General features: G+C 72.1%; 27 protein-coding genes and 1 tRNA gene. 12 read left to right on the plus strand and 16 right to left on the minus strand.

The features are described from left to right. Positions 1–50: 50 nt before the first annotated feature. The gene (locus ACFYST_RS10955) at positions 51–1,400 is read right to left on the minus strand and encodes a choice-of-anchor A family protein (protein WP_387861394.1); all 1,350 of its coding nucleotides are present in this window, start codon (positions 1,398–1,400) and stop codon (positions 51–53) included. A gap of 168 nt (positions 1,401–1,568) precedes the next feature. On the opposite strand from ACFYST_RS10955, the gene ACFYST_RS10960 reads away from it, so the two are divergent. Continuing rightward, entirely contained in the window at positions 1,569–2,228 is a 660-nt protein-coding gene (locus tag ACFYST_RS10960) for a 4'-phosphopantetheinyl transferase family protein (RefSeq protein ID WP_387643275.1), read from the plus strand. A gap of 8 nt (positions 2,229–2,236) precedes the next feature. On the opposite strand, the gene ACFYST_RS10965 is transcribed toward ACFYST_RS10960, so the two are convergent. Further along, positions 2,237–3,022, minus strand: a complete 786-nt coding sequence (locus ACFYST_RS10965; RefSeq protein WP_387861396.1) for an inositol monophosphatase family protein — start codon at positions 3,020–3,022, stop codon at positions 2,237–2,239. Positions 3,023–3,119: 97 nt separating this feature from the next. On the opposite strand from ACFYST_RS10965, the gene ACFYST_RS10970 reads away from it, so the two are divergent. Together ACFYST_RS10970 and ACFYST_RS10975 are read left to right on the plus strand one after the other, a co-directional pair. Beyond that, entirely contained in the window at positions 3,120–4,100 is a 981-nt protein-coding gene (locus ACFYST_RS10970; protein WP_387861398.1) for an Lrp/AsnC family transcriptional regulator, read from the plus strand. A gap of 30 nt (positions 4,101–4,130) precedes the next feature. Further along, complete coding sequence (locus tag ACFYST_RS10975; RefSeq protein WP_043913756.1) at positions 4,131–4,367, plus strand: DUF2277 domain-containing protein; 237 nt, start codon at positions 4,131–4,133, stop codon at positions 4,365–4,367. Here the strand turns inward: ACFYST_RS10975 and ACFYST_RS10980 are convergent. The 4 genes from ACFYST_RS10980 to ACFYST_RS10995 form a co-directional block, all read right to left on the minus strand. Further along, entirely contained in the window at positions 4,336–4,821 is a 486-nt protein-coding gene (locus ACFYST_RS10980; protein ID WP_387861400.1) for a hypothetical protein, read from the minus strand. The genes ACFYST_RS10975 and ACFYST_RS10980 overlap by 32 nt on opposite strands. Before the next feature lie 88 nt (positions 4,822–4,909). Continuing rightward, complete coding sequence (locus ACFYST_RS10985) at positions 4,910–6,550, minus strand: isovaleryl-CoA dehydrogenase (RefSeq protein ID WP_387861402.1); 1,641 nt, start codon at positions 6,548–6,550, stop codon at positions 4,910–4,912. Beyond that, positions 6,550–7,146 carry a TetR/AcrR family transcriptional regulator gene (locus ACFYST_RS10990; RefSeq protein WP_387861403.1) on the minus strand — a complete coding sequence of 199 codons (597 nt, stop codon included), beginning with the start codon at positions 7,144–7,146 and terminating at the stop codon, positions 6,550–6,552. The genes ACFYST_RS10985 and ACFYST_RS10990 overlap by 1 nt, the downstream gene beginning before the upstream one ends. Before the next feature lie 155 nt (positions 7,147–7,301). Then, positions 7,302–7,928: a TetR/AcrR family transcriptional regulator gene (locus ACFYST_RS10995; protein WP_387861405.1), complete on the minus strand. Its 627-nt coding sequence runs from the start codon at positions 7,926–7,928 to the stop codon at positions 7,302–7,304. 66 nt (positions 7,929–7,994) lie between these two features. Between ACFYST_RS10995 and ACFYST_RS11000 the strand changes: the two genes are divergently transcribed. Beyond that, positions 7,995–9,413 (plus strand): aldehyde dehydrogenase family protein, encoded by a 1,419-nt coding sequence (locus ACFYST_RS11000; RefSeq protein WP_387861406.1) that lies wholly within the window; start codon positions 7,995–7,997, stop codon positions 9,411–9,413. A gap of 66 nt (positions 9,414–9,479) precedes the next feature. On the opposite strand, the gene ACFYST_RS11005 is transcribed toward ACFYST_RS11000, so the two are convergent. After that, positions 9,480–10,295, minus strand: coding sequence for a serine protease (locus tag ACFYST_RS11005; protein WP_387861408.1), 816 nt, complete (start codon positions 10,293–10,295; stop codon positions 9,480–9,482). A gap of 131 nt (positions 10,296–10,426) precedes the next feature. Further along, on the minus strand, positions 10,427–11,053 hold the full coding sequence (locus ACFYST_RS11010; RefSeq protein WP_387861410.1) for a TetR family transcriptional regulator: 627 nt from the start codon (positions 11,051–11,053) through the stop codon (positions 10,427–10,429). A 163-nt stretch (positions 11,054–11,216) separates the two neighbouring features. Here ACFYST_RS11010 and ACFYST_RS11015 point away from each other — a divergent pair, with 163 nt between their 5' ends. From ACFYST_RS11015 to ACFYST_RS11025, 3 genes are all read left to right on the plus strand, one after another. Then, on the plus strand, positions 11,217–11,369 hold the full coding sequence (locus tag ACFYST_RS11015) for a hypothetical protein (RefSeq protein WP_387643258.1): 153 nt from the start codon (positions 11,217–11,219) through the stop codon (positions 11,367–11,369). Positions 11,370–11,385: 16 nt separating this feature from the next. Further along, a complete protein-coding gene (locus ACFYST_RS11020; protein WP_387861412.1) occupies positions 11,386–11,649 on the plus strand; it encodes a DUF4190 domain-containing protein in 264 nt (87 codons plus the stop codon). Positions 11,650–11,773: 124 nt separating this feature from the next. After that, positions 11,774–12,424 (plus strand): NAD(P)-dependent oxidoreductase, encoded by a 651-nt coding sequence (locus tag ACFYST_RS11025; protein ID WP_387643255.1) that lies wholly within the window; start codon positions 11,774–11,776, stop codon positions 12,422–12,424. 163 nt (positions 12,425–12,587) lie between these two features. Here ACFYST_RS11025 and ACFYST_RS11030 read toward each other — a convergent pair whose 3' ends face one another. Next, the gene (locus tag ACFYST_RS11030) at positions 12,588–14,153 is read right to left on the minus strand and encodes an APC family permease (RefSeq protein ID WP_387643254.1); all 1,566 of its coding nucleotides are present in this window, start codon (positions 14,151–14,153) and stop codon (positions 12,588–12,590) included. Positions 14,154–14,492: 339 nt separating this feature from the next. Between ACFYST_RS11030 and ACFYST_RS11035 the strand changes: the two genes are divergently transcribed. Next, positions 14,493–15,839, plus strand: coding sequence for an acyltransferase (locus ACFYST_RS11035; RefSeq protein ID WP_387861414.1), 1,347 nt, complete (start codon positions 14,493–14,495; stop codon positions 15,837–15,839). 79 nt (positions 15,840–15,918) lie between these two features. Here the strand turns inward: ACFYST_RS11035 and ACFYST_RS11040 are convergent, their stop codons facing one another. The 3 genes from ACFYST_RS11040 to ACFYST_RS11050 are packed head-to-tail and all read right to left on the minus strand — an operon-like array spanning position 15,919 to position 17,401. Beyond that, a complete protein-coding gene (locus ACFYST_RS11040) occupies positions 15,919–16,485 on the minus strand; it encodes a class IV adenylate cyclase (RefSeq protein WP_387861416.1) in 567 nt (188 codons plus the stop codon). Next, the gene (locus tag ACFYST_RS11045) at positions 16,482–16,829 is read right to left on the minus strand and encodes a DUF6193 family natural product biosynthesis protein (protein WP_387861417.1); all 348 of its coding nucleotides are present in this window, start codon (positions 16,827–16,829) and stop codon (positions 16,482–16,484) included. The genes ACFYST_RS11040 and ACFYST_RS11045 overlap by 4 nt, the downstream gene beginning before the upstream one ends. After that, positions 16,829–17,401 carry a flavoprotein gene (locus ACFYST_RS11050; RefSeq protein ID WP_387643248.1) on the minus strand — a complete coding sequence of 191 codons (573 nt, stop codon included), beginning with the start codon at positions 17,399–17,401 and terminating at the stop codon, positions 16,829–16,831. The genes ACFYST_RS11045 and ACFYST_RS11050 overlap by 1 nt, the downstream gene beginning before the upstream one ends. Before the next feature lie 343 nt (positions 17,402–17,744). Here ACFYST_RS11050 and ACFYST_RS11055 point away from each other — a divergent pair, with 343 nt between their 5' ends. Then, positions 17,745–18,500 (plus strand): SDR family NAD(P)-dependent oxidoreductase, encoded by a 756-nt coding sequence (locus ACFYST_RS11055; RefSeq protein WP_387861418.1) that lies wholly within the window; start codon positions 17,745–17,747, stop codon positions 18,498–18,500. Between the two features lie 185 nt (positions 18,501–18,685). On the opposite strand, the gene ACFYST_RS11060 is transcribed toward ACFYST_RS11055, so the two are convergent. The 3 genes from ACFYST_RS11060 to ACFYST_RS11070 all read right to left on the minus strand — a co-directional run bounded on the left by ACFYST_RS11060 (position 18,686) and on the right by ACFYST_RS11070 (position 20,323). Next, positions 18,686–19,153, minus strand: a complete 468-nt coding sequence (locus ACFYST_RS11060; protein WP_387861419.1) for an NUDIX hydrolase — start codon at positions 19,151–19,153, stop codon at positions 18,686–18,688. Between the two features lie 125 nt (positions 19,154–19,278). After that, positions 19,279–19,605 (minus strand): hypothetical protein, encoded by a 327-nt coding sequence (locus ACFYST_RS11065; RefSeq protein ID WP_387861420.1) that lies wholly within the window; start codon positions 19,603–19,605, stop codon positions 19,279–19,281. Between the two features lie 106 nt (positions 19,606–19,711). Then, positions 19,712–20,323 carry a class I SAM-dependent methyltransferase gene (locus tag ACFYST_RS11070; RefSeq protein ID WP_387861421.1) on the minus strand — a complete coding sequence of 204 codons (612 nt, stop codon included), beginning with the start codon at positions 20,321–20,323 and terminating at the stop codon, positions 19,712–19,714. A gap of 984 nt (positions 20,324–21,307) precedes the next feature. Here ACFYST_RS11070 and ACFYST_RS11075 point away from each other — a divergent pair. Then, a complete protein-coding gene (locus ACFYST_RS11075; protein ID WP_387861422.1) occupies positions 21,308–22,552 on the plus strand; it encodes a histidine kinase in 1,245 nt (414 codons plus the stop codon). Then, positions 22,540–23,190: a response regulator gene (locus ACFYST_RS11080; RefSeq protein WP_387861424.1), complete on the plus strand. Its 651-nt coding sequence runs from the start codon at positions 22,540–22,542 to the stop codon at positions 23,188–23,190. Before ACFYST_RS11075 ends, ACFYST_RS11080 begins: the two co-directional genes overlap by 13 nt. A 138-nt stretch (positions 23,191–23,328) precedes the next feature. Here the strand turns inward: ACFYST_RS11080 and ACFYST_RS11085 are convergent. Further along, positions 23,329–23,400, minus strand: a tRNA-Val gene (locus tag ACFYST_RS11085). Between the two features lie 178 nt (positions 23,401–23,578). Here ACFYST_RS11085 and ACFYST_RS11090 point away from each other — a divergent pair. After that, positions 23,579–24,838 carry a hypothetical protein gene (locus ACFYST_RS11090; RefSeq protein ID WP_387861425.1) on the plus strand — a complete coding sequence of 420 codons (1,260 nt, stop codon included), beginning with the start codon at positions 23,579–23,581 and terminating at the stop codon, positions 24,836–24,838. Positions 24,839–24,882 lie beyond the last annotated feature (44 nt).

Here is a 24,882-nt window from a genome sequence, read left to right on the forward strand (position 1 = left end):
GCCGGGCCCCGACGGGGGCTCCGGCCGTTCTTCGGGTCGGGCGCGGGGCGTCAGCGGCGACGGCCGCGGCTCCGGCGTACCAGCACCGTCACCGCCGTGCCGAGGCCCAGGAGCACGGCCGCCGCGCCGGCGATCGGGCCGGCCGGGCCGCTGCCGGTGTTCGCCAGCGGGCCTTCGGGCTTGCGGCTCGGCTCGGGCACCGGTCGCTCGCCGTGGGTGGGCTCGACGCTCTCCGAGGGCTTCTCGCTCCTGGACGGCGACGGGTGCGGGCTCTTGGACTCGCTCTCCGAGGGCGACGGCGAGGGGCTCTCGGACTCGCTCGGCGAGGGCGAGGGGCTGGGGCTCTGGCCGCAGGTCGGCAGGTCGCCGTTGAACGGGTAGGCGTGCAGCTCCGTCCCGGCGGTGCCGCCCTGCACGAGGTTTCCGGCCAGGTAGACGCGGCCGTTGGTGCCCGGGTTGGACAGCGTGACGGTGCCCGCCGGGTTGCCGGCCATCACCGAGCCCTGGAACTGGGCGCCGCCGGTGATGGTCGCGTCGGTGGAGACGGGGAAGTTCCACATCAGCAGCGGCTGCATGTCGGTGAGCTGGTCGCCGGGGATGCCGCTGCCGGTGTTGGTGCGGATCAGCACCGGGTCCGGGCCGACCATGTTGACGATCACCGTGGCACCGGCCGGGATGCCGGCGAACACCATGTCGGCGGCGGCCGTGGCACTGCCGATGTTCCGGTTCACGTTGAAGACCTGGCGCGTGCTGTGGCCGTCACCGGTGAAGGTGTACAGGTTGCCGTTGACGGTCAGTTCGCCGGTCGCGGTCTGCTCGGCCATGCACGCCGAGTGGTCCTCGACGACGGTGGTGAGGCCGCGGAACGGGTCGATCGCCGCCGGGTCCTGGCGGGCCGCGCCGGGGCCGGAGAACTCCAGGGTGCCGCTCTCGGTGGTGCCGTAGGCCAGGTTGCCCCAGCGGGCCGGGTCGCCGCCGCCGAGCTGCACCCGGTTGCCGGTGACGACGTCCACCGCGCCGCCGACCGTCACGTGGTCGGTGCCGGGCGGCGGCGCGACCTGCGAGCCGACGCCGACCACGCCCATGTTGAACAGGCCGCCGCCGTTCTTGTCGACCGTGAGGTCCTTGACCGTGACGATCTTCCCCTCGGCCTCGGCGGAGCGGCCCTCCACCCGGTAGTTGCCGCCGACGAAGATGTTGATCGTGTCGTCGGTGCCGGCGGCGGGACCGTTGTGGACCGGCGGGAACGGGTTCGGACAGTCGCCGACGCACGGGCCGAGCGGCGGGGCGAGTTGGTCCGCCTGGCCGACCGACGCCAGAGTGACCAGCGGGGCGGCGGCGAGCGCCGTCACCGCCGCATACCGGATCAGCCGGTTCTTGGGACGAGCGCCGTGTCGCACGGACACCCCTTTCGTTGACGGTGGGGTCGGCAGGCAGCAGACCGCCGCCAGCCAAGTGGTGGCGCCGAACGAAAATCGGCCACCCGACAACCGACACCCCGAAAGATCGCTCGAACGGACTAAGTTGCTGGTGCACCGATGACAGCGCCCGCCCGGACAAGGAGACCTGTGTCGAACCACCCGCTCGCCCTGCTCGCCACCACGGCCGACGTCCTCGCCCGGCCGGACGCCGACGAACGGCTGCTCAACGACGTCGAACGCGAACGCGCCGACCGCTTCCGCCGCCAGGCCGACCGCGACGACTTCCTCGCCGCCCACCTGCTGGTCCGGTTCTGCGCCGCCACGCACCTCGGCATCGACCCCGCCGACGTCGCCTTCGGCCAGCACTGCCCCGGCTGCGACCGCACCGGCCACGGCCGGCCACTGCTCACCGACCGCCCCGGCACCCACCTGAGCCTGTCCCACACCGGCGGGATCATCGCCGCCGCGGCCGGCCCCGTCCCGATCGGCGTGGACGTCGAACACCTCGGCCCGCGCACCAACGACCCGGCCTCCCTGAGCCACGTCCTCAGCCCCGCCGAGGCCGAACTCGTCGCCAAGCACCCCGACCCGACCCGGGCCTTCCTCCGCCAGTGGGTGCGCAAGGAGGCGCTGATCAAGCTCGGCCTGGCCACCCTCGACAGCCTGCCCGACCTCGACCTGTCCGCCCTCCCCCTCGACCCGCCCCTCCAGCACCGGCACGGCGACCTGCACTACCTCGAAGTCACCACCGAACAGGTGGTGTTCACCGCCGCCGCCACCCTCCAGCCGACCCTGGGCACGCTCTGACCCAGCGGTCACACCTGCCGCAGCACATCCAGGAGTTCGGCGTGCACGCCGGGCGCTGCGGCGACGAAGGACGGTGCGTCGGGCGTCCAGGGGCGGCCGGTGGCGTCGGTGACGGCGGCGCCGGCCTCGGCGGCCAGCAGGGCGCCCGGGAGGAGGTTGGCCGGGTCGGCACCGAACTGCCAGAACAGCGCCAGGTGACCGGAGGCGACCTGGGCGATCTGGAGTGCGGTCGGGCCGAGGTTGCGCACCGCGAGGACGTGCGGGAGGACGGCGGTCAGCGAGGCGCCGGCGGCGTGCAGCGCGTGCGGGTCGCGGGCGATCAGCGGCGGCTGGGAGGTGGCCGCGACCGCGGTGGCGAGGGTGCGGCGGCGGGGCGCGCAGGGGCGGCCGTTCAGACGGGTGCCGCCGCCGGCGGTCGCGGTGTGGGTGGTACCGGCGAGCGGCGCGTGCACCACGGCCAGCACGGGCGCGCCGTCGCGCAGCAGCGTCGCGGTGAGCACCCACTGCGGCAGGGCGCTCAGGTACTGCACGGCGCCGTCGGTGGCGTCGCTCAGCCACCACTCGCCGTCGCGGGGCACGTCCCGCGCCCACTCGTCGTCCAGCCAACCGGCGCCGGGGCGCAGCGGGGTGAGGCGTTCGCGCAGCATCTCGCCGGCGGGCCGGTCGATCGCGTCGAACGCGGCGCGGGCCTGTTCGGGGGTGGCGGCGTCGACGGGCTCGGTGGGCTGCCGGTGCGCGAGCCATTCGCCGACCTCGCGCAGGGCCGTCTCGGTGCCGGCCAGGATGTCCTTCACGGTGCGTCTCCTTCGGTGCGGTGGGGCACCACAGGAGTACCGTCAGGGCGACGCTTCAGGACGTCACAGGCGCAGCATTCGACGGGAATCGGACAGCATGGACACGGACACGGCGGATCCCGCCAAGGTGCTGGACCCGCTCGACCGGCAGCTGGTGCACGCGCTGCAGGTCGACGGGCGGGCCGAGACCGGGCGGATCGCGCAGGTGCTCGGGGTGTCGGCGCGCACCGTGACCAGGCGGCTGGGCCGGCTGCTGGGCACCGGCACCGTCCGGGTGGTGCGGATGCCGGACAGCCGGGCGGCGGCGCTCGGCGCGCTGCTGCTGCGGGTGCGGGTGCTGCGCGGCCGGGTGGACGCGATCGCGCTGGCGCTGGCCGCCCGGGAGGACGTCCCGTTCGTGGACGTCATGCTGGGCGGGCAGGAGGTGTCGGCGGTGGTGCTGGGGGGCCCGTCCGAACGCGACCGCCTGTTGTACGGGCAGCTCCCGGCCACCGACGCGGTCGTGGAGTCCACCGCGCACGCCGTCCTGCACCTGTTCGCGGACGCCTCGGCGTGGCGCTGCGGCGCGCTGACGGCCGAGCAGGAGGCGCTGCTGGCCCCGGCGCCGCCCAGCGGGCCGCCGCCGGAGCCGGACGAACTCGACCACCGGCTGCTGGACCTGCTCGCGATGGACGCCCGCCGCTCGCACGCCGCGCTGGCCGCCGCCTCGGGCGCGCCGGAGTCGACGGTCCGGCGGCGGCTGCACCGGCTCGCAGAGGGCGGGCTGCTGCGCACCCACGTGAGCGTGGACCCGCGGCTGCTGGGCGCCGCCGTGGACGCCAACCTGTGGCTGGAGCTGCCGCCGGGGCGGCTCGCCGCGGCGGGCGAGGCACTGGCCCGGCACCCGCAGGTGCACGGGGTGCTGGCCACCGGCGGGCCGACGAATCTGATGTGCGCGGTGTTCTGCCCGGACCACGCGGCGCTGTACCGCTTCCACACCGAGGTGCTGGGCCCGCTCGGGGTGCGCCGCGCCGAGACGGCGATCGTGGCGCGGGCCGTCAAACGGGCCGGGGTGCGGCTGCGGCAACTGCCCGGCTGAGTGTCGGTGGGGGGGGAGCAGACTGGAGGCATGTGCCGAAGCATCAAGACGCTCCGCCCGCCGATGACGCCCGACGCCACTCCCGAGGACGTGCACGCGGCGGCGCTCCAGTACGTCCGGAAGATCTCCGGGTTCCGTGCTCCCGCCGCGCACAACCGGGAGGTGTTCGACGCGGCGGTGGCCGCCGTCGCGGCCGCCACCGCCGAACTGCTGGCCGGTCTCGAGGTGCGCGGCGTCACGCCCCGTTCGTCGACCCCGGCCGGATGACCATCAGCACCAGGACGACCATCCACAGCAGGTTGAACAGGCCCGCGGTCATCGGGAGCATCTTCAGCATGCCGGTGGCCCGGGTGGTCTCCGCCTCCTGGTTCTCGGTGGCGTCCAGTGCGTCCACGGTGGCCTGCTGACCGGGCAGCACGAACAGCAGCAGCACACCCGCGGCAACGGCCGTCAGCACGATCGAGGCGATCAGCCAGGCGTTGCCCAGCACGCCCATGGCCTGCGCCGTGCCGACGCCCAGCAGGGGCACCGCGATTCCGATCAGCGCGTACACGTTGCTGATCCGGTGCAGCAGCCGCACCGAGGCCTGCGCGTTCACCTGCTCCGGGCCCGCCACCAGCGCCGCCTTCGCCTTCCGCGGGAACATGCTCACCGCCACCGCGACCGGACCGACGGCCAGCACGGCGACTATCAGATGCAGACTCAGCAGGAACTTGGCCATCGCCGGCGCAACCCTTCAACCCACGGAACGAGATCGTCCGCCACGCTAGCAGCGCTTATCCGGGGCCCTTCCGGGCCCCGGACCGGAATCACGCGCCGGTGGGGAGCGACGGGATCCGGGCGAGGATCGCCGCCGTGTCGACGCCGGTGGGCAGGGTGCCGTAGGCCAGGCCGGAGTGGCCGGCGAGGCGGGTGGTGGTGAAGGCCTCGGCCACCGCGGGGTCGCCGTGGCGGAGCAGCGCGGAGGCCTGGAGGGTGAGGGCGAGGCGTTCGACCAGGTGGCGGGTGCGGTACTCGAGGTGCTCGGGGTCGGCGAGGTCCTTGCGGAGGTCGGCGACGGCGGTGTCGAAGTGCGGGTCGAGTCCGCTCGCGGCGTCGAGCTCGTCGAACACGGCGGCCACCGATTCGGGCTGGCGGGCCATCGCGCGCAGCGCGTCGAGGGCGGCGACGTTGCCGGAGCCCTCCCAGATCGACACCAGCGGGGCCTCGCGGTAGAGCCGGGGCATGCCGGACTCCTCGACGTAGCCGTTGCCGCCCAGGCATTCCAGGGCCTCGGCGGCGTGCCCGGGGCCGCGCTTGCACACCCAGTACTTGGCGACGGCCAGGCCGAGGCGGCGGAACCGGACCTCCTGCTGGTCGCCGGCCAGGGCGCGGTCGGTGGCCTCGGCGAGGCGCATGGCGATCGCGGTGGCGGCCTCCGACTCGACGACCAGGTCGGCGAGGACGTTGCGCATCAGCGGCTGCTCGACCAGCGGCTTGCCGAACGCGTGCCGGTGGCTCGCGTGGTGCAGGGCGCGCAGCGCGCCGTAGCGCATCGCGGAGGCGGCGCCGATGGTGCAGTCCAGCCGGGTCATGTTGACCATCTCGATGATGGTCCGCACGCCGCGGCCCTCCTCGCCGACCAGCCAGCCCACCGCGTCCTCGTACTCGATCTCGGAGGAGGCGTTGGACTTGTTGCCGAGCTTGTCCTTGAGTCGCTGCAGGCGCAGCGCGTTGCGGCTGCCGTCGGGCAGGACGCGCGGCAGCACAAAGCAGGAGAGTCCGCCGGGGGCCTGGGCGAGCGTCAGGAACAGGTCGGACATCGGGGCGGAGGTGAACCACTTGTGGCCGACCAGCCGGTACGTGCCGTCGCCAACGGGGACGGCACGGGTGGTGTTGGTGCGGACGTCGGAGCCGCCCTGCTTCTCGGTCATCGACATGCCGGCGATCAGCCCGCGCTTGCCGTGCGGCTCGCGCAGCCCGAAGTCGTACTCGCGGGCGGCCAGCAACGGCTCGTAGGCGGCGGCGAGTTCGGGGCTGGTGCGCAGGGCGGGGACGGAGGCGTACGTCATCGAGATCGGGCAGGTGTGTCCGGCCTCGACCTGGCCCCAGACGTAGAACTTGGCGGCGCGGGCGGTGTGCGCGCCGGGCCGCTCGTCCTGCCAGGGCGCGGCGTGCAGGCCGTGCTCGACCGCGGTGCGCATCAACTCGTGCCAGTACGGGTGGAATTCGACCTCGTCGATGCGGTGGCCGTAGCGGTCGTGGGTGCGCAGCACCGGCGGGTTGTCGTTGGCGAGCCGGGCCCAGTCGGCGGCCTGCTCGGTGCCGGCCAGGCGGCCGAGGGCATGCAGTTCGTCGGTGGCCCAGCCGGCGCCGGCCCGGTGCAGGGCGGCCAGCAGGGTGGGGTCCTCGGCGACGTCGTGGCCGAACGGGTCGGGGACCTGGTTGGTGACCTCGTGAGTGCTTGCCATCAGTGCCCTCCCAGGGCGCGCAGGGTGAAGGTGACGAGCTCGGGCAGTACGGTCTCCGGCGGCTGTCCGTCGGTGAGCGGGCCGACCAGTGCCTCGCCGACCGCGCCGACGATCGCGGCGGCGGTCAGTTCGGCGCGCTGGCCGGGGAGTTGACCGTTCGCCACGGCCTGATCAATGCGTCCGGCGATCAGGTCCCGGAACGCCCGCCGGAACACCAGGCGTTCGGCTTCGACCACCCGGTCCGCGGGTTCGGCGAGCAGCGCGTACGCCAGCCGGGGCGACTTCAGAGCACGGGCGGCGAAGGTGGCGACCACCGCGGCGACACCGTCCAGCGGGTCGTCGGCCCGTTCGGCGGCCTCGGTGACGGCGGCGATCTCCCGGCCGCAGACGGTGCGGAACAGGGTGACGGCGAGGTCGGCCTTGCCATCGAAGTGCTGGTACATGCTGCCGGTCGCGATGCCGGCCCGATCGGCGACGGCCGCCATCGAACACCCGGCGTACCCGCGCTCGGCGAGCAGGGCGACGGCGGCCCGCAGGACGGCCTCGCGCTGACCGTCGAGCCGGGCCTGGACGGCGGCGGTGCGTCGGTAGGCCACACCAAGAATTGAAGCACCGATTCAGTGCTTCAGGAAGAACTCGGGCGGGCCCCGGCATTTTGAACGCGTTCACTTTTCGCTACGCTCGCCCCCACCAGCAGCAATAGGATGATCAACGGGGCGCTGGGCGTTCCGCCGTTTCCGGTCCCCGCTTTTCACCGACCCCCGACCGCACGTAGCGCGAACGGCAGCAACCGATCCGCCGTGGCCTGCGCAGTCGCAGCATCCACCTGATCGGGCCGCGGCATCAGCAGAAAGCGGCTCATCAACGGACCGACCACCACCGCCCCGAGCAGGTCCACTTCCGCGACAGCCGCGATCTCACCCCGCTCCACAGCCCGCCGAACCGCCTCGACAACCCGCCGGTGCACCGGCTCCAGGAACGCGGTGGTGAGCGCGTCCGCCAACGCGACGTTCTGCGCCGCCTCGCCCACCAGCGCCTGCATCAGGCGCCCGGCCTCACCGGTGAGCGCGGCGGCCTTGTCGCGCAGCAGGACCCGCAGGTCACCCTCCAGCGTGCCGGTGTCGGGCTGGACGTGGATGTCCTCGACGTGGGTCGCGGCGGCGGCGATCACCAACTCGTCCTTGGAGGACCAGCGCCGGTAGAGCGTGGCGGTGGAGACCCCCGCGCGGGCGGCCACCGCGGCGGTGGTCAGCGCGCCGTAGCCGTTCTCGGAGAGGACGGCCAGGGTGGCGTCCAGGATGGCCCGGTCGCGTGCGGCGTCGCGGGGGCGGCCCCGGCGCGGGCCGTCCTGGGTGGCGGGGGGTGCGATGCGGGTCATGCGCCCCAGCCTACGGGTGAACCCAAAACGAAACGAAAACACTTCGTTTCGTTTATGCTCGGCAACATGAACGCTCCCACCGGCGTTTCCACGCCCACCGACACCGCCCAGCAGGCCGACGCGGCAGCGACCGTCTCCCGCCTGAACGCCACTTTCGCCACCGGCCGGACCAGGCCGCTCGCCTGGCGCAAGGCCCAACTCCGGGCGCTGCGCGACCTGTTGGTCGAGCAGGAGGAGACGTTCGCGGCCGCTCTCAAGGCCGATCTCGGCAAGAGCCCGACCGAGGCGTACGTCACCGAGATCGGGTTCACCGTCAAGGAGATCGACCACACGCTGCGCCATCTCGGCCGCTGGCTGCGCCCGCGCCGGGTCGCGGTGCCGCTCGCGCTGGCGCCCGCCCGGGCCCGGACGGTGCGCGAGCCGCTGGGTACGGTGCTGGTGATCAGCCCGTGGAACTACCCGCTGCAGCTGGCGCTGGCCCCGCTGGTCGGCGCGATCGCGGCGGGCAACTGCGTGGTGGTCAAGCCCTCCGAGCTCGCCCCGGCGACCTCCGCGGCGCTCGCGCACTGGCTGCCGCAGGTCCTCGACCCGCAGGCCGTGGCCGTGGTCGAGGGCGGCGTCCCGGAGACGACCGCTCTGCTGGAGCAGCGCTTCGACCACATCTTCTACACCGGCAACGGAGCGGTCGGCCGGATCGTGATGACCGCCGCCGCCCGCCATCTCACCCCGGTCACGCTGGAGTTGGGCGGCAAGAGCCCGGCGGTCGTCGAGCCCGGCGCCGATCTGGCCGCGGCGGCCCGCCGGATCGCCTGGGGCAAGTTCATGAACGCCGGCCAGACCTGCGTCGCCCCCGACTACGTCCTCGCGATCGGCGACGCCGCGCCCGCGCTGGAGACCGAACTGGCCGCCGCCGTGACGGAGATGTACGGCGAGGACCCGGCCGGCAGCGCGGACTACGGACGGATCGTCAACGAGCGCCACTTCGAGCGGCTGACGGCGCTGCTGGCCGACGGCCGGACCGTCACCGGCGGCGGGCACGACCGCGCCACCCGCTACCTCGCCCCGACCGTGCTGGCCGACGTCGACCCGGACGCGCCGGTGATGCGCGAGGAGATCTTCGGCCCCGTCCTGCCGATCGTCCGGGTGCCCGACCTGGACGCCGCGATCGCGTTCATCACCGCCCGGGACAAGCCGCTGGCGCTGTACGCCTTCACCGCCTCCGCCCACACCCGGCGCCGGCTGACCGCCGAAACGTCCTCGGGGGCGCTGGCCTTCGGCGTCCCGAACGCCCATCTGTCCGTCCCCGGGCTGCCGTTCGGCGGCGTCGGCGAGAGCGGCCAGGGCGGGTACCACGGCCGGTACTCGATGGAGACGTTCAGCCACACCAAGGCGGTGCTGTCCAAGCCGCTGGCGCTGGACACCCTGCGGCTCGCCTACCCGCCGTTCACCGCCGCGAAGTCCCGGCTGCTGCGCCGCTTCCTGTAGAACGCGGCGGAACGCGCGCAGCCACCCGCGGAGGGGACCCGGGTGGCTGCGCGCGTTCGGGCCCGGCTACGGGCGGGGCAGCACGCAGCCTGCCCGGGTCAGGTCGAGCACGTTGCCCGGGGCGAAGCAGTTCGGGATGGTGTAGGTCTCCTGGGCGTAGCCGATGCCGGGGTGTATGGTCACCGCGCCGTTCTGGTCCACCTCGCACGGGTTGTTGAGCGTGCAGGTCTGGCCGTCCTCGTTGCTGGTGTTGTTCACTCCGACGACCTGGCCGGTGTTGACGTCGACCACCGGGGAACCGGAGGTGCCGCCGATGATGTTGCAGCCGGAGGTGTAGCGCAGCGAGTCCTGGAAGGTCCAGCTGCTCTCCTTGAGGCGGTAGGCGAAGCCGTCCACGTTGCAGGAGTAGATGGTCTTCCAGTAGCCGGAGGGCACCTTGATCGCGCTGCCTGCCACCGGATGGGTGTTGGACATGGTCAGCGGCGAGATCCCGTAGGTGTTCTTGATGCTCGCGTAACTGGTGGTCAGCCGGTAGATGGTGACGTCGGTGTCGGTCATCGTCGAGTAGACGACCCGGTTGGCGCGCACCGTGCCGAGGCTGCTGCCGCTGCCGCTGAGCAAGGTGAAGCTGCGGGTGGACGCCTTGTTGGTGATCACCTGGCCGGGGGCCGGCATGCCGGATTCCAGGCAGTGGCCGTTGGTCAGGATCAGTCCGGGGTCGGTGTCCACGGAGTTGGGCATCCGGATCAGCGAGCCGGAACAGTTGCTGAGCGCGACCGTCCCGGCCAGGTTGACGGTGACGGCGGACGCGGGGGTGGCGGTGACCAGGGCGGTCCCGGCGAGCAGAACGGTGCCGAGCGCGCCGATGAGCGGCTTCTTCATGGGGGTTGCCTCTCAGGGATGCGGGGTCCCACTGGGGTTCCCTAAAATTGGCGCGCCCATGACACTATGTCAAGAGTGACCGCACCCCCGGATTTCCCTCAAGACGGTGCCAACCCGCCGTCAACTCACCTTCAACTCGCCTTCCAATGACGGCTTCCCAGCGTGATCAGCCGCAGCTGGGTGCGAACCGTGTCCGCGATCGCGACCCGCTCGGCGGGATCGGCCTCGACCAGCGCTAGCGCCGTGCTGACCATCCGGTCCACGTACAGCTCGGCCAGCATCCGGCGCTCACTCGGCGACCAGTCCGCGAGCTCCGGCCGCGGCGCCAGCAGCTCGGCCAACTCCTCCGCGAAGTGCCGCAATTCGGCACCGACCGCGTCCCGCACCGGCTTCACCCCGCCGTGCCGCTCGCGGGCCAGGAAGCGGATGTACGCGGCATGCTCGGCCACGTGCGCGTCGATCACCTCGACCGAACGGTCGATCAACTGCTCCGGAGCGCCACTGCCCACGAACACCGCGCGGACCATCTCGTGCAGGTTGGCCAGCGACTCCCGCACCAGCACCACGCCCAGTTCGGCCAGGTCGGCGAAGTGCCGGTAGAAGCCCGCCGGGGAGAGCCCGGCCGCCCGCGTCACCTCGCGCACGCCGAGGCCGCTCAGGTTCTGCCCCTCCAGCAGGGCGAGGGCCGCATCCAGCAGGGCGCGGCGGCTGGCCTGCTTCTGGGCCTGGCGGACGCCGGGGGCGGGGGTCGTGGTCACGGCGCTCAGTAAACAACTGTTTGCCGAAAATCTCCAGCCCCGCTACAGTGCTGACGGGGTTTCAGCGAACAGTTGTTAGCCGAAACGCCGCCCCGTCCCGTCGTCGCGTCGTCGCATCGTCGCAGTGTCGATGCACCGAAGCACCCGAACCGGAGAGGCCGCCATGCTGCTCCTCGCCCTGCTCGCCCTCGGCCTGCTCGCCGGGGCCGCCGCCCACCTGCCCGGGCCGGTCGCCCTCGCCGCGGCCGGCGCCGTCGCCACCTGGCTGCTGCTGTTCGGCGCCCGCGAGCAGCTCACCCGCACCCGCCGCCACTGACCCCGGAGCGCCCGCCATGTCCGCCCAGCACACCGCCCGCCCCGCCGCCCCGGAAGCCGACCAGCTGGCCGTCGCCTCGTTCGTGCTCGGCCTGCTCGGACTGCTGCTGTTCAACCTGGTCCTCGGCCCGATCGCCGTCACCCTCGCCGCCCTCGCCCTCCACCGCGGCACCGCCCGCCCCCACCGGGCCCGCCTCGGCCTGGTCCTCGGCCTCGCCGACCTGGCCGTCCTCGCCGCCACCCTGGCCACCGGCCACGGCACCCTGTTCCGCCTGGGCTGAGCAGCGCAGCCAGCGGGGGTGTCCGTTTTTCACCACGGCCTGTCGGCCCGGTACCTCGCCGACCGGCAACGGCCCGCCGTACGGTCGAGCAGCAGACCGAAAACGGCAACGAGGAGACACCCCCATGAGCACCATCACCCTGTACGGCGCCACCGGCACCATCGGCTCCCGCGTACTGGCCGAGGCGCTGCGCCGCGGCCACACCGTCACCGCCGTGGTCCGCGACCCGGCAAAGCTGACGGTCACCCACCCGGCGCTGACGGTGGCGGCCGGAGACGTGCTGGACCCGGCCTCGGTCGCCGAGCACGCCAAGGGGTCGGCCGTGGTGGTCAGCGCGGTCGGCGGCGGCGACGGGCCGGGCCACCAGGCCCTGATCGCCCCGTCCGCCGAATCCCTGGTGGCGGGCCTGCGCACGCTGGGCACCGACACCCCGCGACTGATCGCGGTGGGCGGCGCCGGCTCGCTCCGCACCCCCGACGGCAAGCAGGTCTGGGACACCGAGGGCCTGCCCGAGTTCCTGCTCCAGATCATGCACGCCCACGGCGACGCGCTGGACTTCCTCCGCACCGTCACCGACCTGCGCTGGACCAGCCTCTCCCCCGCCGCCACCATCGCCCCCGGCGAGCGCACCGGCACCTACCGCGAGGGCCTGGAGGACCTGCTGATCGGCACCGACGGCGAGAGCCGCATCTCCACCGAGGACTACGCGGTGGCCCTGGTGGACGAGATCGAGCGGCCGAAGCACATCGGCGAGCGCTTCACCGTCGCGTACTGAGGGTGGCAAACCAGCGGCGCTGGGGGTACCCCCAGCGAAGCGAGGGGGCGGAACTGCGCGAAACGGAAGGACCCGACCGCAAGATCGCGACGCAGGACAGTGACCTGCACTTGATCGCGACCTTGCGGACGGGCCGGCGCTTGTCGCGCAGCTCTCCCTCAGCTCACTCCGGGATCACCAGGGCCGGAGTGTCACGCGTAAGCACCTCGCCGCGGAAGAACGCGGGGCTGCGCCGCGTCATCACGGCCATCACGACCAGGCCGAGCGCCAGCAGGCCCGCGCCGACCACGAAGACGCTGCCGATGCCGAACACCGAGCTGCCGCTGCCGTAGGACGGGTTGATCATGTCGACCAGCGACTTGCTGAAGATCGCGGCCAGCGTGAGGCCACCGATCAGCGGGAAGACCACCTTGAGCACCGCGTCGCGGACCGAGTTGCGGAAGTCGCCGCGGAAGTACCAGGCGCAGGCGAACGCGGTCAGCGAGTAGTAGAAGCAGATCATCAGCGTCAGCGCAGCGATGGTGTCGGCCAGCACGTGCGAGCTGACCATGGTCATCACGGTGTAGAACGCGCCGGTGCCGACACCGGCGGTGATGATCGCCCGGCCCGGCGTCTTGTAGCGCTCGTTGACCTCGGTGAAGGAGGACGGCAGCGCCTCGTACACGCTCATCGCCAGCACGGTGCGGCTGACCGGGATGAAGGTGGTCTGAAGGCTGGCGGAGGCGGAGGCCAGCACGGCGACGAACAGCATCACGCCGAGGGCCGGGCCCATCACCGGGCCGGCCAGCACGGCGAGCACGTTGGAGGAGGTCTCCGGGTTGCCGAGGCCGGTGCCGGTGGTGCCGACGCCCGCGTACATCTGCACCGCGACGGCGGTGAACAGGTAGGAGCCGACCAGGACCACCATGGCGAGCATCGCGGCCCGGCCGGGGGTCTTCTCGCTGCCGCCGGTCTCCTCGTTGGCGCTCAGCGAGGCGTCCCAGCCCCAGTACATGAACAGCGAGAGCGACAGACCGGCCACGAACGCGGTGAAGGAGCTGGCCTCGAACGGATTGAACCAGCTCCAGGAGAAGTGCAGCGACCCGGCATCGCCGTTGCCGGTGGCCTTGACGATCGCCATCACGCCGAACACGGCGAGGACGACCAGTTGAAGACCCACCAGGGCGTATTGGACGCCCTTGGTGGCGGTCATGCCGCGGTAGCTGATCATGGTCGCGATCGCGATCAGCCCCAGGCAGGTGACCACGTGCACCAGCTTGTTGTCGTTGAGCGCGGCGACCGAGTCACTGCGGGTGATCTCACCGAGCAGCAGGTACAGGTACTCGGTGGCGACGCCCGCGAGGTTGGACAGCACGATGATCGTGGCGATCACCAGGCCCCAGCCGCACATCCAGCCGATCTTCGGGCCGAACGCCTTCACCGTCCAGGTGAAGGAGGTGCCACTGTCGGGGATCGCCTTGTTCAGCTCCCGGTAGGCGAAGGCCACCAGCAGCATCGGCAGGAAGCCGGCCAGGAAGAGCGCCGGCATCTGCAGGCCGACGGCGGCCACGGTGGTGCCCAGCGTCGTCGTCAGGCAGTACACCGGGGCGACCGTGGAGACGCCGATCACGGCGTTGCCGAGCAGACCTATCGAGTTGCTGTTGAGGCCCTTGGAGCGGACGCCGCCAGGGGCGTCCGAGCCGGTGGCGACGTCGGCGCCGGCTCCCGGGCGATTGTCGAGCTGAACCATGCGGGAACCGTAACCCCCACTGTTTCCGCAGCAGACCACGGCAGAAGCCCGCCGTTCACCTGCGTTTCGTCAGCTGATAGGCTCAATTTTCGTCGATTGCATGATCCTTTAGCGGCTAACGCCTTCGTTTCACCCCTGTAAACGGCGTATTAACCCGGGACGAAAACCGCAGCTCACCACCTTTCGACCCTTTCGGGCATCGGTATGAGAAACGACACATACCTGCCCGGGATCGGAACCGGCCGCCCGGACGACGCGTCAGCGACCGTTCGGGCACCTCTGGTTTCCCCCACCCGCAGGCCCCTATGGTTCCTCCGTCACTCCAGGGAGGGGACCGGTATGACCGGCACGCCGACGTCCGACGCCGAAATCCGCACCGTCCGGGCCGGCCGCCCCGGACCCGGGCCCGTCCGCTGCTCCGTCGGCGACCTGCTGCTCGCCGACCTCCCCGTCTCCGTGGTCCTCTTCCACGACCGTCCGCTCGACGCCGACGCCCTCGCCGACGGCCTCGCCCGCGCCCTCGCCCGGCTCCCCGAATTCGCCGGCCGCCTGCGCACCACCGCCGACGGCGACCTCTGCATCGACACCGACGACACCGGCGTCCCCTTCACCGTCGCCGACTCCCCCCACACCCTCACCGAGGCCTTCGACCGGATGGCGCTGCCCGCGAACGGCCTGGTCGACCACGTCCGCGCCACCGAAGCCCGCCGGACCCGCCTGCCGCTGCTCACCGTCCGACTCACCCGCCTCGCCGACGGCACCGGCGCCCTCGGCATCTCCTGGCACCACGCCGTCGGCGACATGCACACCTTCGCCCTGCTGCTGCGCACCTGGTCCGCCTGCACCGAAGGCACCGAGCCGCCCGCACTCTCCCCCACCGCCGACCGCGAACTCCAGCTCGACGCCCACCTCCCCGCCGAGGACAGCGGAGTCCCCTCCCTCCGGCTGCCCGACCCCGCCGAGGCCGCCGAACTGCAACGCACCATCGCCGCCGCCGGCCTCGCCAACCGCACCGTGCAGATCTGGTTCGCCCCCGCCGAGCTCCAGCGCCTGCGCGCCGCACTCACCGCCGAGGCCGGCCGCCCGCTCTCCGCCAACGACGCGCTCTGCGCCCATCTGCTGCACGTCCTGCGCGAACTCGACGGCCACCAGGACGCCGAACAGACCCTCACCCTCCCCGTCAACCTGCGCCGCCCCCTCGGCCTCCCCGACGGCGCCCTCGGCAACCTGCTCGGCGAGATCCGGCTGCCCTGGCGTCCCGGCACCACCCCCGCCCGCTACGCCACCGAGCTGCGCACCGCCGTCGAGGACTTCACCACCCGGCACCTCTCCCTGCGGAGCAACCAGCGCTTCCTCCAACACATCGGCCGCGACCGGATCACCGACTGCGTCCCCGCCGGCTTCGACCCCGCCCGCCGCACCCTCACCATCTCCAGCTGGTGCCGCCTCGGCCTGCACGACCTCCCCCTGGCCGGCCACCGCCCGATCGCCTTCAGCCCCGCCGCCACCCTCCAGCTCCCCTGGAGTTCCTGGCTGGTCGAGGGCCCCGGCGGCGAGGGCCTGCTCTGGACACTCGTGCTGCCGGCCCGCCTCGCGGCGAAGCTGCGCGGCGCGTCCGCCCTGCTGCACCCCTACCGCGACGCCTACGACTCCCCTCCTACTGTCGGCCCGCGCAAACTGCTCTGACTCGCGTCACTCCCTCACCGCGCCGTGCGGGACGGGCAGACCGCCCGGGTCAAGAAAGCGCAAGCTGCTCCGACTCGCGTCATTCCCTCGCCCTGGCCACCGCGTCCGTGTACAGCTCGATGGTCAGGTCCGCGTCCGCGACCCCGAGCCGGCGCAGCGCACGGCGGACGGCCGCCAGCGCGGACGGCAGCTCCGCCGCATCCGCCGCCGGGGTCTCCACCTCCAGGAACACCCCGGCCAGCTCCGGCACCTCCACCACCGTGGCCAGCAGCGGGCGGCCGTCCTGGGTCAGCTCCCAGTTCCGGCACCGCTTCTCGAAGGCGATCGTCTCCACCAGCCCGCTGCCGCGCAGGATCGCCCGCAACGCCACCGGATCGGCCACCAGCGTCTCGGTCTCCGGCTTCGAGCCCGACCCCGCGTCCACCGCCGCACCCTTGTACGTCAGCACCGTCCGCATCCCGGCCGGGCCCGTCACCGTTCGCACCCGCAGCTCGGCACCGACCGCCCCCAACTCCCCATCGGGCCGATCGAAGTACACGTCCCGGTACACCTCCACCCGCCCGGCCACCCCGGCCGCCGCTGTCAGCCGCGCCACCAACTCCGCCGGCTCCCGCACCCGGGCCTTCAGCTCCGCCTCGATCGTCATCGGCCCATCAACTCCAGCAGACACGCCAGCGCCTCGGCCGGATCGGTCGTCTCCAGCACCGTCTCCGCCCCCTGCCGCGCCGGCGCGGCCAGGACCCGGTAGCCGCCCTGCCAGGCGGCGACGGCCGGGAACGAGTCCTTCCCGAAGTCGCGGAAGTCCTGGCTGGTCGACAGGTGCAGCTCGTTCATCCCCGTCCACGGCCAGAACTCCGCCAGCCTCGGCTCGGCGAGAGCCAGCCGCAGCAGATCTCCCATCGAGGTCCCGATCCAGCCGTGATCCCTCGCCGGGCCCCAGCACTCCGCCAGGGCCGTCCACGCCGCACAGCGTTCCTCCTTCTCCTCCATCAGTCGCTGCTTTCCTGCCCGCCCAGCACCCGCTCCACCGCCCGCAGCGCGGCGTCCCACGGGAACGGGAGGGCGTCGCCGGTGCCCGGCTCGTTCGGGACGAAACCGTCCTCGCCGAGCAGGACGTGCACGCCCGCCTCGCGCAGCGTCGCCACGCTGCGGGCGAACTGGGGGTGCGCGGCGAGCGCGGTGTTCACGCACGGCATGACCAGCACCGGGATGCCCTTGCCGAGCGCCTCCGCCGCGTAACCGACCACCCAGGACGTGGTGAGACCGAGCGCCAGGCTGTTGAAGGAGTTGAACGTCGCCGGGGCGAACAGCACCACGTCCGGCACCGGCAGCACATCCGGCTGGCCCGGCCACCGGTACGCCGACTTCACCGGGTACCCCGTCAACTCCTCCAGCCCCGGCACCCGCGCCTCCAGCCACCCCCGCGCCGTCGGCGTCAACCCGACCGCCACCTCCCAACCCCGCCCCCGCGCCTCCCGAACCACCTCCGGCAGCCCGAAAACCGCCCCCGCCGCCGCCCCGAACAGATACACCACCGGCCGCCCGGCCCCACCAGTCTCCATCCCCCAATGCAACCGGCCCACCACCCATCGGCGCCAGGGCCCGTCTTCAAACTCGCGCCGTCCGGCCGGGACCTACCGCGGAGGCCGAGCTGACCGACGTTGACCAGCTCGGCGCGCGGTGCTGGACGGCGGCGGTCCGCCCGCCGAGCTGCCCCTTGGTCCACGTGGCTGCCGATCCGGCAGGCGGACCGAAATGGACCGGCAGCCAGGGACGGGCCGTACTTCCGGGGTGTACGGAGTCGTCGTTGAAGATTGAACGTGACGTCTGAATACCGCCGGACCCGCAAGGCGTTCCGATCTTGGATTGAGCGTGTCCAAGACCGGAACAAGGAGCTTTGCGGAGATGACGATGAACGGTGTGACGGCGCTCGACGGCAAGGTGGCGCTGGTGACGGGCGGCAGCCGGGGGATCGGGGCGGCGGTCGCGCTGCGGCTGGCCGAGGACGGCGCAGACGTGGCGTTGACCTACCAGGGCTCGGCCGAGTTGGCCGAGGAGGTGGTCGCCAAGATCACCGCGATGGGGCGGAGCGGCTGGGCCGTCCGCGCGGACAGCGCAGACCCGGAGGCGGTGTGCGGCGCGGTGGCGGCGGTCGCCGAGCGGTTCACGCGGCTGGACATCCTGGTGAACAACGCGGGTGTCGGCGCCGTCGGACCAATCGAGGCGGTGACGTGCAACCAGATCGACCGGGTGCTGGCAGTGAACGTTCGCGCGCCCTACCTCTATGCCCAGGCGGCGCTGCAGTACCTGGTGGAGGGCGGACGGATCGTGAGCATCGGCAGCTGCATCGCCCAGCGGGTGGCCTTCCCCGGAAGCGCGCTCTACGCGACCAGCAAGGCCGCTCTGATCGGCTTCACCAAGGGCATGGCCCGGGAGCTCGGCCCGCGCGGGATCACCGTCAATCTGGTCCACCCGGGCCCGATCGACACCGACATGAACCCGGGCGACGGCGACTCCGCCGACTTCCAGCGTGGCTTCACCGCGCTCGGCCGCTACGGCACGGCGGCGGAGGTCGCGGACGCCGTCTCATACCTGGCCGGCGAGAGCGCCCGATACGTCACAGGCGCGGAGCTGGCAGTGGACGGTGGCTTCGCAGTCTGAGCCCGCACGGTCCGACGCAGGCCAGGTAGTCCTTGGCGCTCAGTCCGCCACGGCGTCGACCCGTGATCTCGGGCAGTGGATCACGCCTCGCCGAACCCGGACCGGACGGTCGACTCACTGGCCGAACTCGCCGACCTGATCATCCGTCAGCGCGACTGACCCGTGACGGTTCGTCATATCCGGAATCAGCGAACGACCGGGAACCGCCCCGACCGCCAGTCCGACAGGCGCTTGCGGATGCTGGGCACCATCGGCAGGCTGTCGGTCTGCTCGGACGTGAACCAGGCCACCTCGAACGACTCGGCGGAGACTCGGAGTTGACCGCCGGTCGGCCGTCCGAGCAGGCAGATACTGAACTCCTGGCGGACCTCGCCGTCGTCGTAGGCGAAGACGTGCCCGGGGTTGGTGTAGGTGCCGACGATCCCGGTGATCTCGATGTCGAGGCCGGTCTCCTCCCGGGTCTCCCGGATGCCGCACCCGGCCAGGGACTCTCCGACGTCCATCCGGCCGCCGGGGAGGGCCCACATGCCGTTGTCGGTGCGGCGCTGGAGCAGCACCCGGCCGTCCTCGCCGACGACCACGACGCTTGCCGCCGGGACGAGGCTGTTGGCCTTCGGTGCGTTCGGGTCGTCCTCGTAGTCACGCCTCGGCACGGGCCACCTCCGTCGTCGGGGTCGTCCACACGTTACGGCCGCGCGCCCGGAGTTCGTCGGGGTGTGCGGCGAATCGGCCGAAAACACCATGCCCCGGGGCCGCCGCCCGGCGAGAGCCTGTGCGGTCACGGCTCCCGGGGCAGGGTCCAGGCCGGGGAGTCGGCGGGCGGCGGCGGTGTGATCAGCCAGGTGCTGCGGTCGGGGTTTTCTTCCCAGTACGGCACCGTCCCGCCCTGGTCCAAGCCGTCGCGGTAGTACATGCCGTAAGCCCAGTAGTCGGCGTCCTCGTGGCACATCAGGTCGGGATAGGGATCGAACGTCCGGTGACCCCAGGCACGGTTCACCCGGGCCACGGCCTCGGCCCGGGAGATGCCGAAGGTCTGGAGCACGTCGGCGATCTGGGAGAAGAATTCCAGCATCTCCTCGTCCGCCCTCATGAGGAACTCACTCACCGTCCGCGCCCTCCTGGTAGGTCCACCGAATGCAAAGGCCCCTCCACCGGCCGGCCGTCCAGTCTACGGTTCGGCCTGGCGGGAACCGCCCGAGCGGCGTCAGGCGTCAGGCGTCGATCGGACGCAAGACCGCGTAGTACGCGAACGGCGGACCGTACAGCCGGGCGACCCGCAGCCCGGCACCCTCCGCCAGGCTGATCAGCGAGGACGGCCGGATCTGATGCCTGTCGAAGAACTCGCCGACCACCAGCCGCCCGAACGGCTTCAGCACCCGGCGCAGCTCAGCCAGCGTACGCGCCGGATCCGAGATCTCGCCCAGCGCCGTCACCACGTAAGCCGCGTCGAACGAGCCATCCGCAAAAGGAAGTTCATGTGCGTCGGCGCAGTTCGGCACGATGTTGTCGACGCCCTGCTCCTTGGCCCGGCGGCCCACGTGGTCGAGCATCTCCTGCTGGATGTCCACGATGTCCAGCTGGCCGTTCGGGCCCAGCTGCGGTGCGACGTGCAGCGACTGCAGGCCGGTTCCGGGGCCTATCTCCAGGATCCTCTCGCCCTCCCGGGCCTGCAGCACGTGGTCCAAACGCTTCAGAGTCAGGAACGGCAGCGGCAGGTCGAGCAGCCAGCGCTGAGAGTACGGGTACGGCGCGGAGTCGGTGAACCACCAGGTGGCGACGGCGGCGGCAGCACCCGCGCCGATCAATGCCCGCGAATTCCTCATAATTCCTCCCCGAATATCCGACTGGACCATCGGAGCATCCCCGATGGTCAATCAGTTGTGTTTGTGTGCAATCCGTTTGGGCCGGCGCCGACTCTGTCGGCAGTCGACCCGAGCGGGCCGGACGAACCGCCCGTGGACCGCCGTTGCGGCAGGCCGGGGCCTTCCCGAAACGGACCGGACCGCAAGCGCCGTTCACGTCACGAGCTCTTCCGCTCAGCGGCCCGACCGAGGGAAGGTCCGGGTCGCGAGAACCGCGCAGGCCACCGCCAGCGGCAACTCGACGAAGACCGCCATCAGCACCGCCGGCTTGAAGCAGCAGGGGGAACGTCGAAGCGGCCGCGGCCTTCGGAAGGATCCGCGGGACACCGGAGCCCGGACCGGCGTCCACGCGGGCCAGAGGGAGCGAATGAACGCTGGTCAGCTGAGTGCTCGCCATGACACCTGGCTCCCTCCCGTGCCCGCCCCTCGGGCACGACATCAGCATGTCGTTCGCGCGCGCCCGAGGCAGTAGCGCTCCTATCCGACTTGCTGGTGGTGCTGGGTACACCTCCCGCATCCGGCGAAACTGAGCCAGGCCGCGTGGTTGCGGTGCGGCGAGGGCGGTGAAGAGACGTTGGATCTCGCCGCGGGCTGAAGGTCTCCTCCACCGTCCAACGGCGCCCGGCAATCCTGACCAGGGCGCCCAAAGGAACGCGTCCAGCCGAGTAGCAACGGTGGAAGGCGAGTTCGCCGGTGCGCCGGTTGCGTCGAATGAGCAACGACCGGTGACCCTCGCTGCTCGCCGGGCTGTCGATCTCTACTTGGGCTCAGTCGTCGTCCGGGTCGGCATCAGTCTCGGGAACATCGTCGTCAAGGACTTCCGCAAAGCCGAGATGCTGTCCGCCGACAGGCCAGGATCAAGATCTACAGGTGGTACTAGGTTCACCACGAGATCGGGTACAGGCTTCATGGCGCCGTCCTCCTGCGGTGCCCTAGCGTCGTGCCATGACGATTCCAGCTGGACTGAGACGCGCGGTCCTCCGGGCGCAGCGGGACACCGGTTTTCTTGCCGCCGGCGTGCTGCCGCACCTGGCGCTGGTGCCCGTGTGGGCCTGGGCGGCGACGACTACCGCCAGGACGGGGAACTGGCTCTTCACGGTTTCCGTGTCGACCGCCCTGGTCCTGCTCGGCACCCCGGTGCTGACGGCCGTTCAGCGGGTTCGCTACCGGGTGCTCATCGGTGTGAACGTCCCCCGGCTCACCCCCACCGCGCCGGAACAATGGACGTGGGCCTCGACCGCCCGGTGGCTCGCGGCGACGCGGCCTTGGCGCAAGATCGGCTACCACCTCGTGCTGGGCCCGCTGCTCGCGCTGCTGGAGCTGCTGGTGCTTGCGGTGGCAGCGGCATGCCTGGCGGGCGCCACCGCCTGCGCCTGGTCGTGGGCGCTGCCGACCGGAATCCGCCAGCACTGGTTCGGCTACCTGACCCAGCTGCCGGCTTACACGGCGGCCGGCCTCCTCCTGTGCGCCCTGCCCTGGACCGTGCGGGCAGTAGCCCGGGCCGAGGCGCGGCTGGCGTTTGGCCTGCTCGGGCCCAGCCAGGCGCAGCGGCTCCAGGAGCGGGTCGATCAGCTGGCCGTGAGCCGGACCGACTTGATCGAGGCCGTCGACGCGGAGCGCCGCCGGATCGAGCGCGACCTGCACGACGGCACCCAGCAGCGGTTGGTGTCTCTCGCGGTCAATCTGGGTCTGGCCATTGCCACCCGCCCGGACCTGCCGAGTGATGCCCGCGAGGTGATCGCCGGAGCGCACCTGGAGGCGAAGGAGGCGATCGCCGAACTCAATGACCTGGTGCGGGGGCTGCACCCGGCCGTGCTCGAAGACCGAGGTCTGGACGCGGCGTTGTCCGGGCTGGCTGCCCGGACGCCCCTGCCGGTGCGGCTGCGGGTCGATCTGGAGGAGCGGGTGGCGCCCAACGTGGAGTCGGTCGCGTACTTCGTGATCTCTGAGGCGCTGACCAATGCGACGAAGCACGCCAACGCGATGCAGGCGGAGGTGATAGTCCGCCAGGTCGGCGAGGTGCTGCGAGTGCGCGTCACCGACGACGGGCTGGGCGGTGCCGACGCCGCCTCCGGCACGGGGCTGACCGGGCTGGCCAAGCGGGTCGGCTCCCTCGACGGGGCCTTCCACGTCAGCAGCCCCGCCGGCGGGCCCACCACCATCACCGCGGAGCTGCCGTGCGCGCGGTGATCGCCGAGGACTCGGTGCTGTTGCGGGTCGGCCTGATCAAGGTGCTGGAGATCGGCGGGTTCCAGGTGACCGCCGAAACCGGCGATGCGGAAGGGCTGTTGGCGGCGGTGGCGGAGCACCGGCCCGAACTCGCCCTGATCGACGTCCGGATGCCGCCGGACTTCACCGACGAGGGGGTGCGAGCGGCGATGGAGATCCGCCGGCGCTGGCCGGGGACGGCGGTGGTGCTGCTTTCGCAGTACGTGGAGGAGCGGTACGCGGCTGACCTGCTGTCTGCGAACACCAGCGGTGTGGGCTACCTGCTCAAGCAGCGGGTAGCCGATGTCGCCGACTTCGTGGCGGCGGTCCGGCGAGTGGCGGACGGGGGCACGGCCCTGGACCCGCAGGTCGTCGCCCAGTTGCTGCTGCGGCGCGACAGCAACCCGCTCGCACGGCTGACCCCCCGCGAACGGGAGGTGCTCGGTCTGATGGCCGAGGGGCGCTCCAATGCCGGCATCGCGCAGGCGCTGGTGGTCAGCGAGAGCGCCGTGGCGAAGCACATCAACAACATCCTCGCCAAGCTCGACCTGCCCGTGGTCGACGCGGACCACCGCCGCGTCCTGGCCGTGCTGCGGTTCCTCGGAGCGTCCCGGGCCTGACCTTCCCGTCCGTGATCACGATCTACGGCTGGAGCACTGGGGGATCTTCGGGTCAACGATGTGTGCCGAATGTGTGCGGCAACGTCGGAGGCCCTCCCGCCGGGTGGGCGGAAGGGCCTCTGACCTGCAACTTCTGAGTGGGCGCAGACGGTTTCGAACCGCCGACATCCGCCTTGTAAGGGCGGCGCTCTACCGCTGAGCTATGCGCCCGCGCCGAAGTGGACCGGTGGGCCGGTCGCACGACGAATGGACAGACTACCTGGTCCCGGGAGTGGTCCGCCGCCCCCCCCTGGGGAGAGGGGGTGTCGTCGGGGGGTGCCGTGCGGGGTGGGTGATCGGGAAGAATGGCGAGTGGAGTGGTGGGACGGGACGGAGCAGGGAGCACGTGGTGAGGGTGGCCGGCGGCGGTGGCGGGGGGCGGGGCGGCTGGTGGGGCGGCGGCCGGCGGGACGGCGCGCGCGCGGATGCCAGGGCGGCCCGGGAGGCGGCGCAGGAGTCGTTCTACGAGCTGGATTCGGCGCAGCGGGACGCGCTGCTCGCGGTGGAGACGGTGAAGTCGGCGGGTGAGCCGTCGACCGCGCGCCGGGTGGAGCGGGAGTACGCGGAGCTGGTGGCCCGGATCGACCAGGTGACGGTGGCGTATCTGGGGGCGCTGGACGCGGTCGATCTGGAGGCGGCCGAGCTGGACCCGTCGGCGGCGTTCCGGGCCAAGCAGCAGTTGGAGCAGGCCAAGCGCGAGCTGGACTCCAAGCGTGCGGAACTGGGTACTTTCGTCAGCCGGTTGCAGCCGCTGGTGGAGCATGCCGAGGCGCAGCTGATCCGGGTGACGCCGGCGGTGGAGCGGGCCAGGCAGGCGTTGCTGGCGGCGAGTGTCGCGTTGGATCAGGCGCGGGGCGCGGGGTTGCGGGCGGACGACCTGGCGGCGCGGCTGGCCGAGCTCGCGCCGGAGCTGACCAGGCTGAACCAGGGCGTCTCGCAGCACGGTGTGCCGGCCACGCTGCAGCGCGCGGAGGACGTGGTGCGGCGGGCGGAGGAGGTCCGGGCGGAGGCGGCGAAGCTGCCTGAGCGGGCCGTCGAGATCGACCGCCGGGTGGGCACCCTGCGGACCAGGATCGACGCGCTGGAGAACCGGGCCGGCACGGTGGAACCCGCGCTGAGCGAGTTGCGGCGGCGGTTCTCGGCGGCCTGCTGGCAGGACCTGCAGCACGTGTCGGCGCAGACCGCGGACGCGGTGCGGACGGCCAGGTCGCGGCTGACGGACGCGGTGCGGGCCCGGGGCGAGCAGCGGTGGGCGGACGCCACGACGGCGATCGGCACCGTGCGGGCGCTGCTGGACACCGCCGAGGGGTCGGTGACGGCCGTCAACGAGCGGCTGCGGCAGCTGAACGAGGTGCAGCACGATCCGCAGCGCGAGATCGAGCGGGCCCGGTTCGCGCTGCGCGACGCCCAGCGGTTGGCGATGGCCGGCCGGCAGGCGCCGGACCCGCGGCACGCCGGCCCGCTGGACGCGGCGGTGGGCCGCCTGGACCGTGCGGTCGCCTCGCTGGAGCAGGCCGGCCGGCACCCCGACTACTGGCAGTTCCTGACCGAACTGGCGGCGGTGCGGGAGACGGCGGCCGAGGTGGTCTCGATGATCCGCGGCCACTGAACGGCCGACACCGGCTGGGCGCCCCGCCGTCCCCGACCGGCCAC

Origin of the sequence: Kitasatospora sp. NPDC004614, assembly GCF_042873675.1 — a bacterium.
GTDB lineage: Bacteria > Actinomycetota > Actinomycetes > Streptomycetales > Streptomycetaceae > Kitasatospora.

Coding starts and splice junctions, on each gene's coding strand:
- ACFYST_RS10970 (WP_387861398.1), top strand. CDS start 3,120: ATGGACACGGACACGGCGGATCCCGCCAAGGTGCTGGACCCGCTCGAC.
- ACFYST_RS10975 (WP_043913756.1), top strand. CDS start 4,131: ATGTGCCGAAGCATCAAGACGCTCCGCCCGCCGATGACGCCCGACGCC.
- ACFYST_RS10980 (WP_387861400.1), bottom strand. CDS start 4,821: ATGGCCAAGTTCCTGCTGAGTCTGCATCTGATAGTCGCCGTGCTGGCC.
- ACFYST_RS10985 (WP_387861402.1), bottom strand. CDS start 6,550: ATGGCAAGCACTCACGAGGTCACCAACCAGGTCCCCGACCCGTTCGGC.
- ACFYST_RS10995 (WP_387861405.1), bottom strand. CDS start 7,928: ATGACCCGCATCGCACCCCCCGCCACCCAGGACGGCCCGCGCCGGGGC.
- ACFYST_RS11000 (WP_387861406.1), top strand. CDS start 7,995: ATGAACGCTCCCACCGGCGTTTCCACGCCCACCGACACCGCCCAGCAG.
- ACFYST_RS11005 (WP_387861408.1), bottom strand. CDS start 10,295: ATGAAGAAGCCGCTCATCGGCGCGCTCGGCACCGTTCTGCTCGCCGGG.
- ACFYST_RS11015 (WP_387643258.1), top strand. CDS start 11,217: ATGCTGCTCCTCGCCCTGCTCGCCCTCGGCCTGCTCGCCGGGGCCGCC.
- ACFYST_RS11020 (WP_387861412.1), top strand. CDS start 11,386: ATGTCCGCCCAGCACACCGCCCGCCCCGCCGCCCCGGAAGCCGACCAG.
- ACFYST_RS11025 (WP_387643255.1), top strand. CDS start 11,774: ATGAGCACCATCACCCTGTACGGCGCCACCGGCACCATCGGCTCCCGC.
- ACFYST_RS11030 (WP_387643254.1), bottom strand. CDS start 14,153: ATGGTTCAGCTCGACAATCGCCCGGGAGCCGGCGCCGACGTCGCCACC.
- ACFYST_RS11035 (WP_387861414.1), top strand. CDS start 14,493: ATGACCGGCACGCCGACGTCCGACGCCGAAATCCGCACCGTCCGGGCC.
- ACFYST_RS11040 (WP_387861416.1), bottom strand. CDS start 16,485: ATGACGATCGAGGCGGAGCTGAAGGCCCGGGTGCGGGAGCCGGCGGAG.
- ACFYST_RS11045 (WP_387861417.1), bottom strand. CDS start 16,829: ATGGAGGAGAAGGAGGAACGCTGTGCGGCGTGGACGGCCCTGGCGGAG.
- ACFYST_RS11050 (WP_387643248.1), bottom strand. CDS start 17,401: ATGGAGACTGGTGGGGCCGGGCGGCCGGTGGTGTATCTGTTCGGGGCG.
- ACFYST_RS11055 (WP_387861418.1), top strand. CDS start 17,745: ATGACGATGAACGGTGTGACGGCGCTCGACGGCAAGGTGGCGCTGGTG.
- ACFYST_RS11070 (WP_387861421.1), bottom strand. CDS start 20,323: ATGAGGAATTCGCGGGCATTGATCGGCGCGGGTGCTGCCGCCGCCGTC.
- ACFYST_RS11075 (WP_387861422.1), top strand. CDS start 21,308: ATGACGATTCCAGCTGGACTGAGACGCGCGGTCCTCCGGGCGCAGCGG.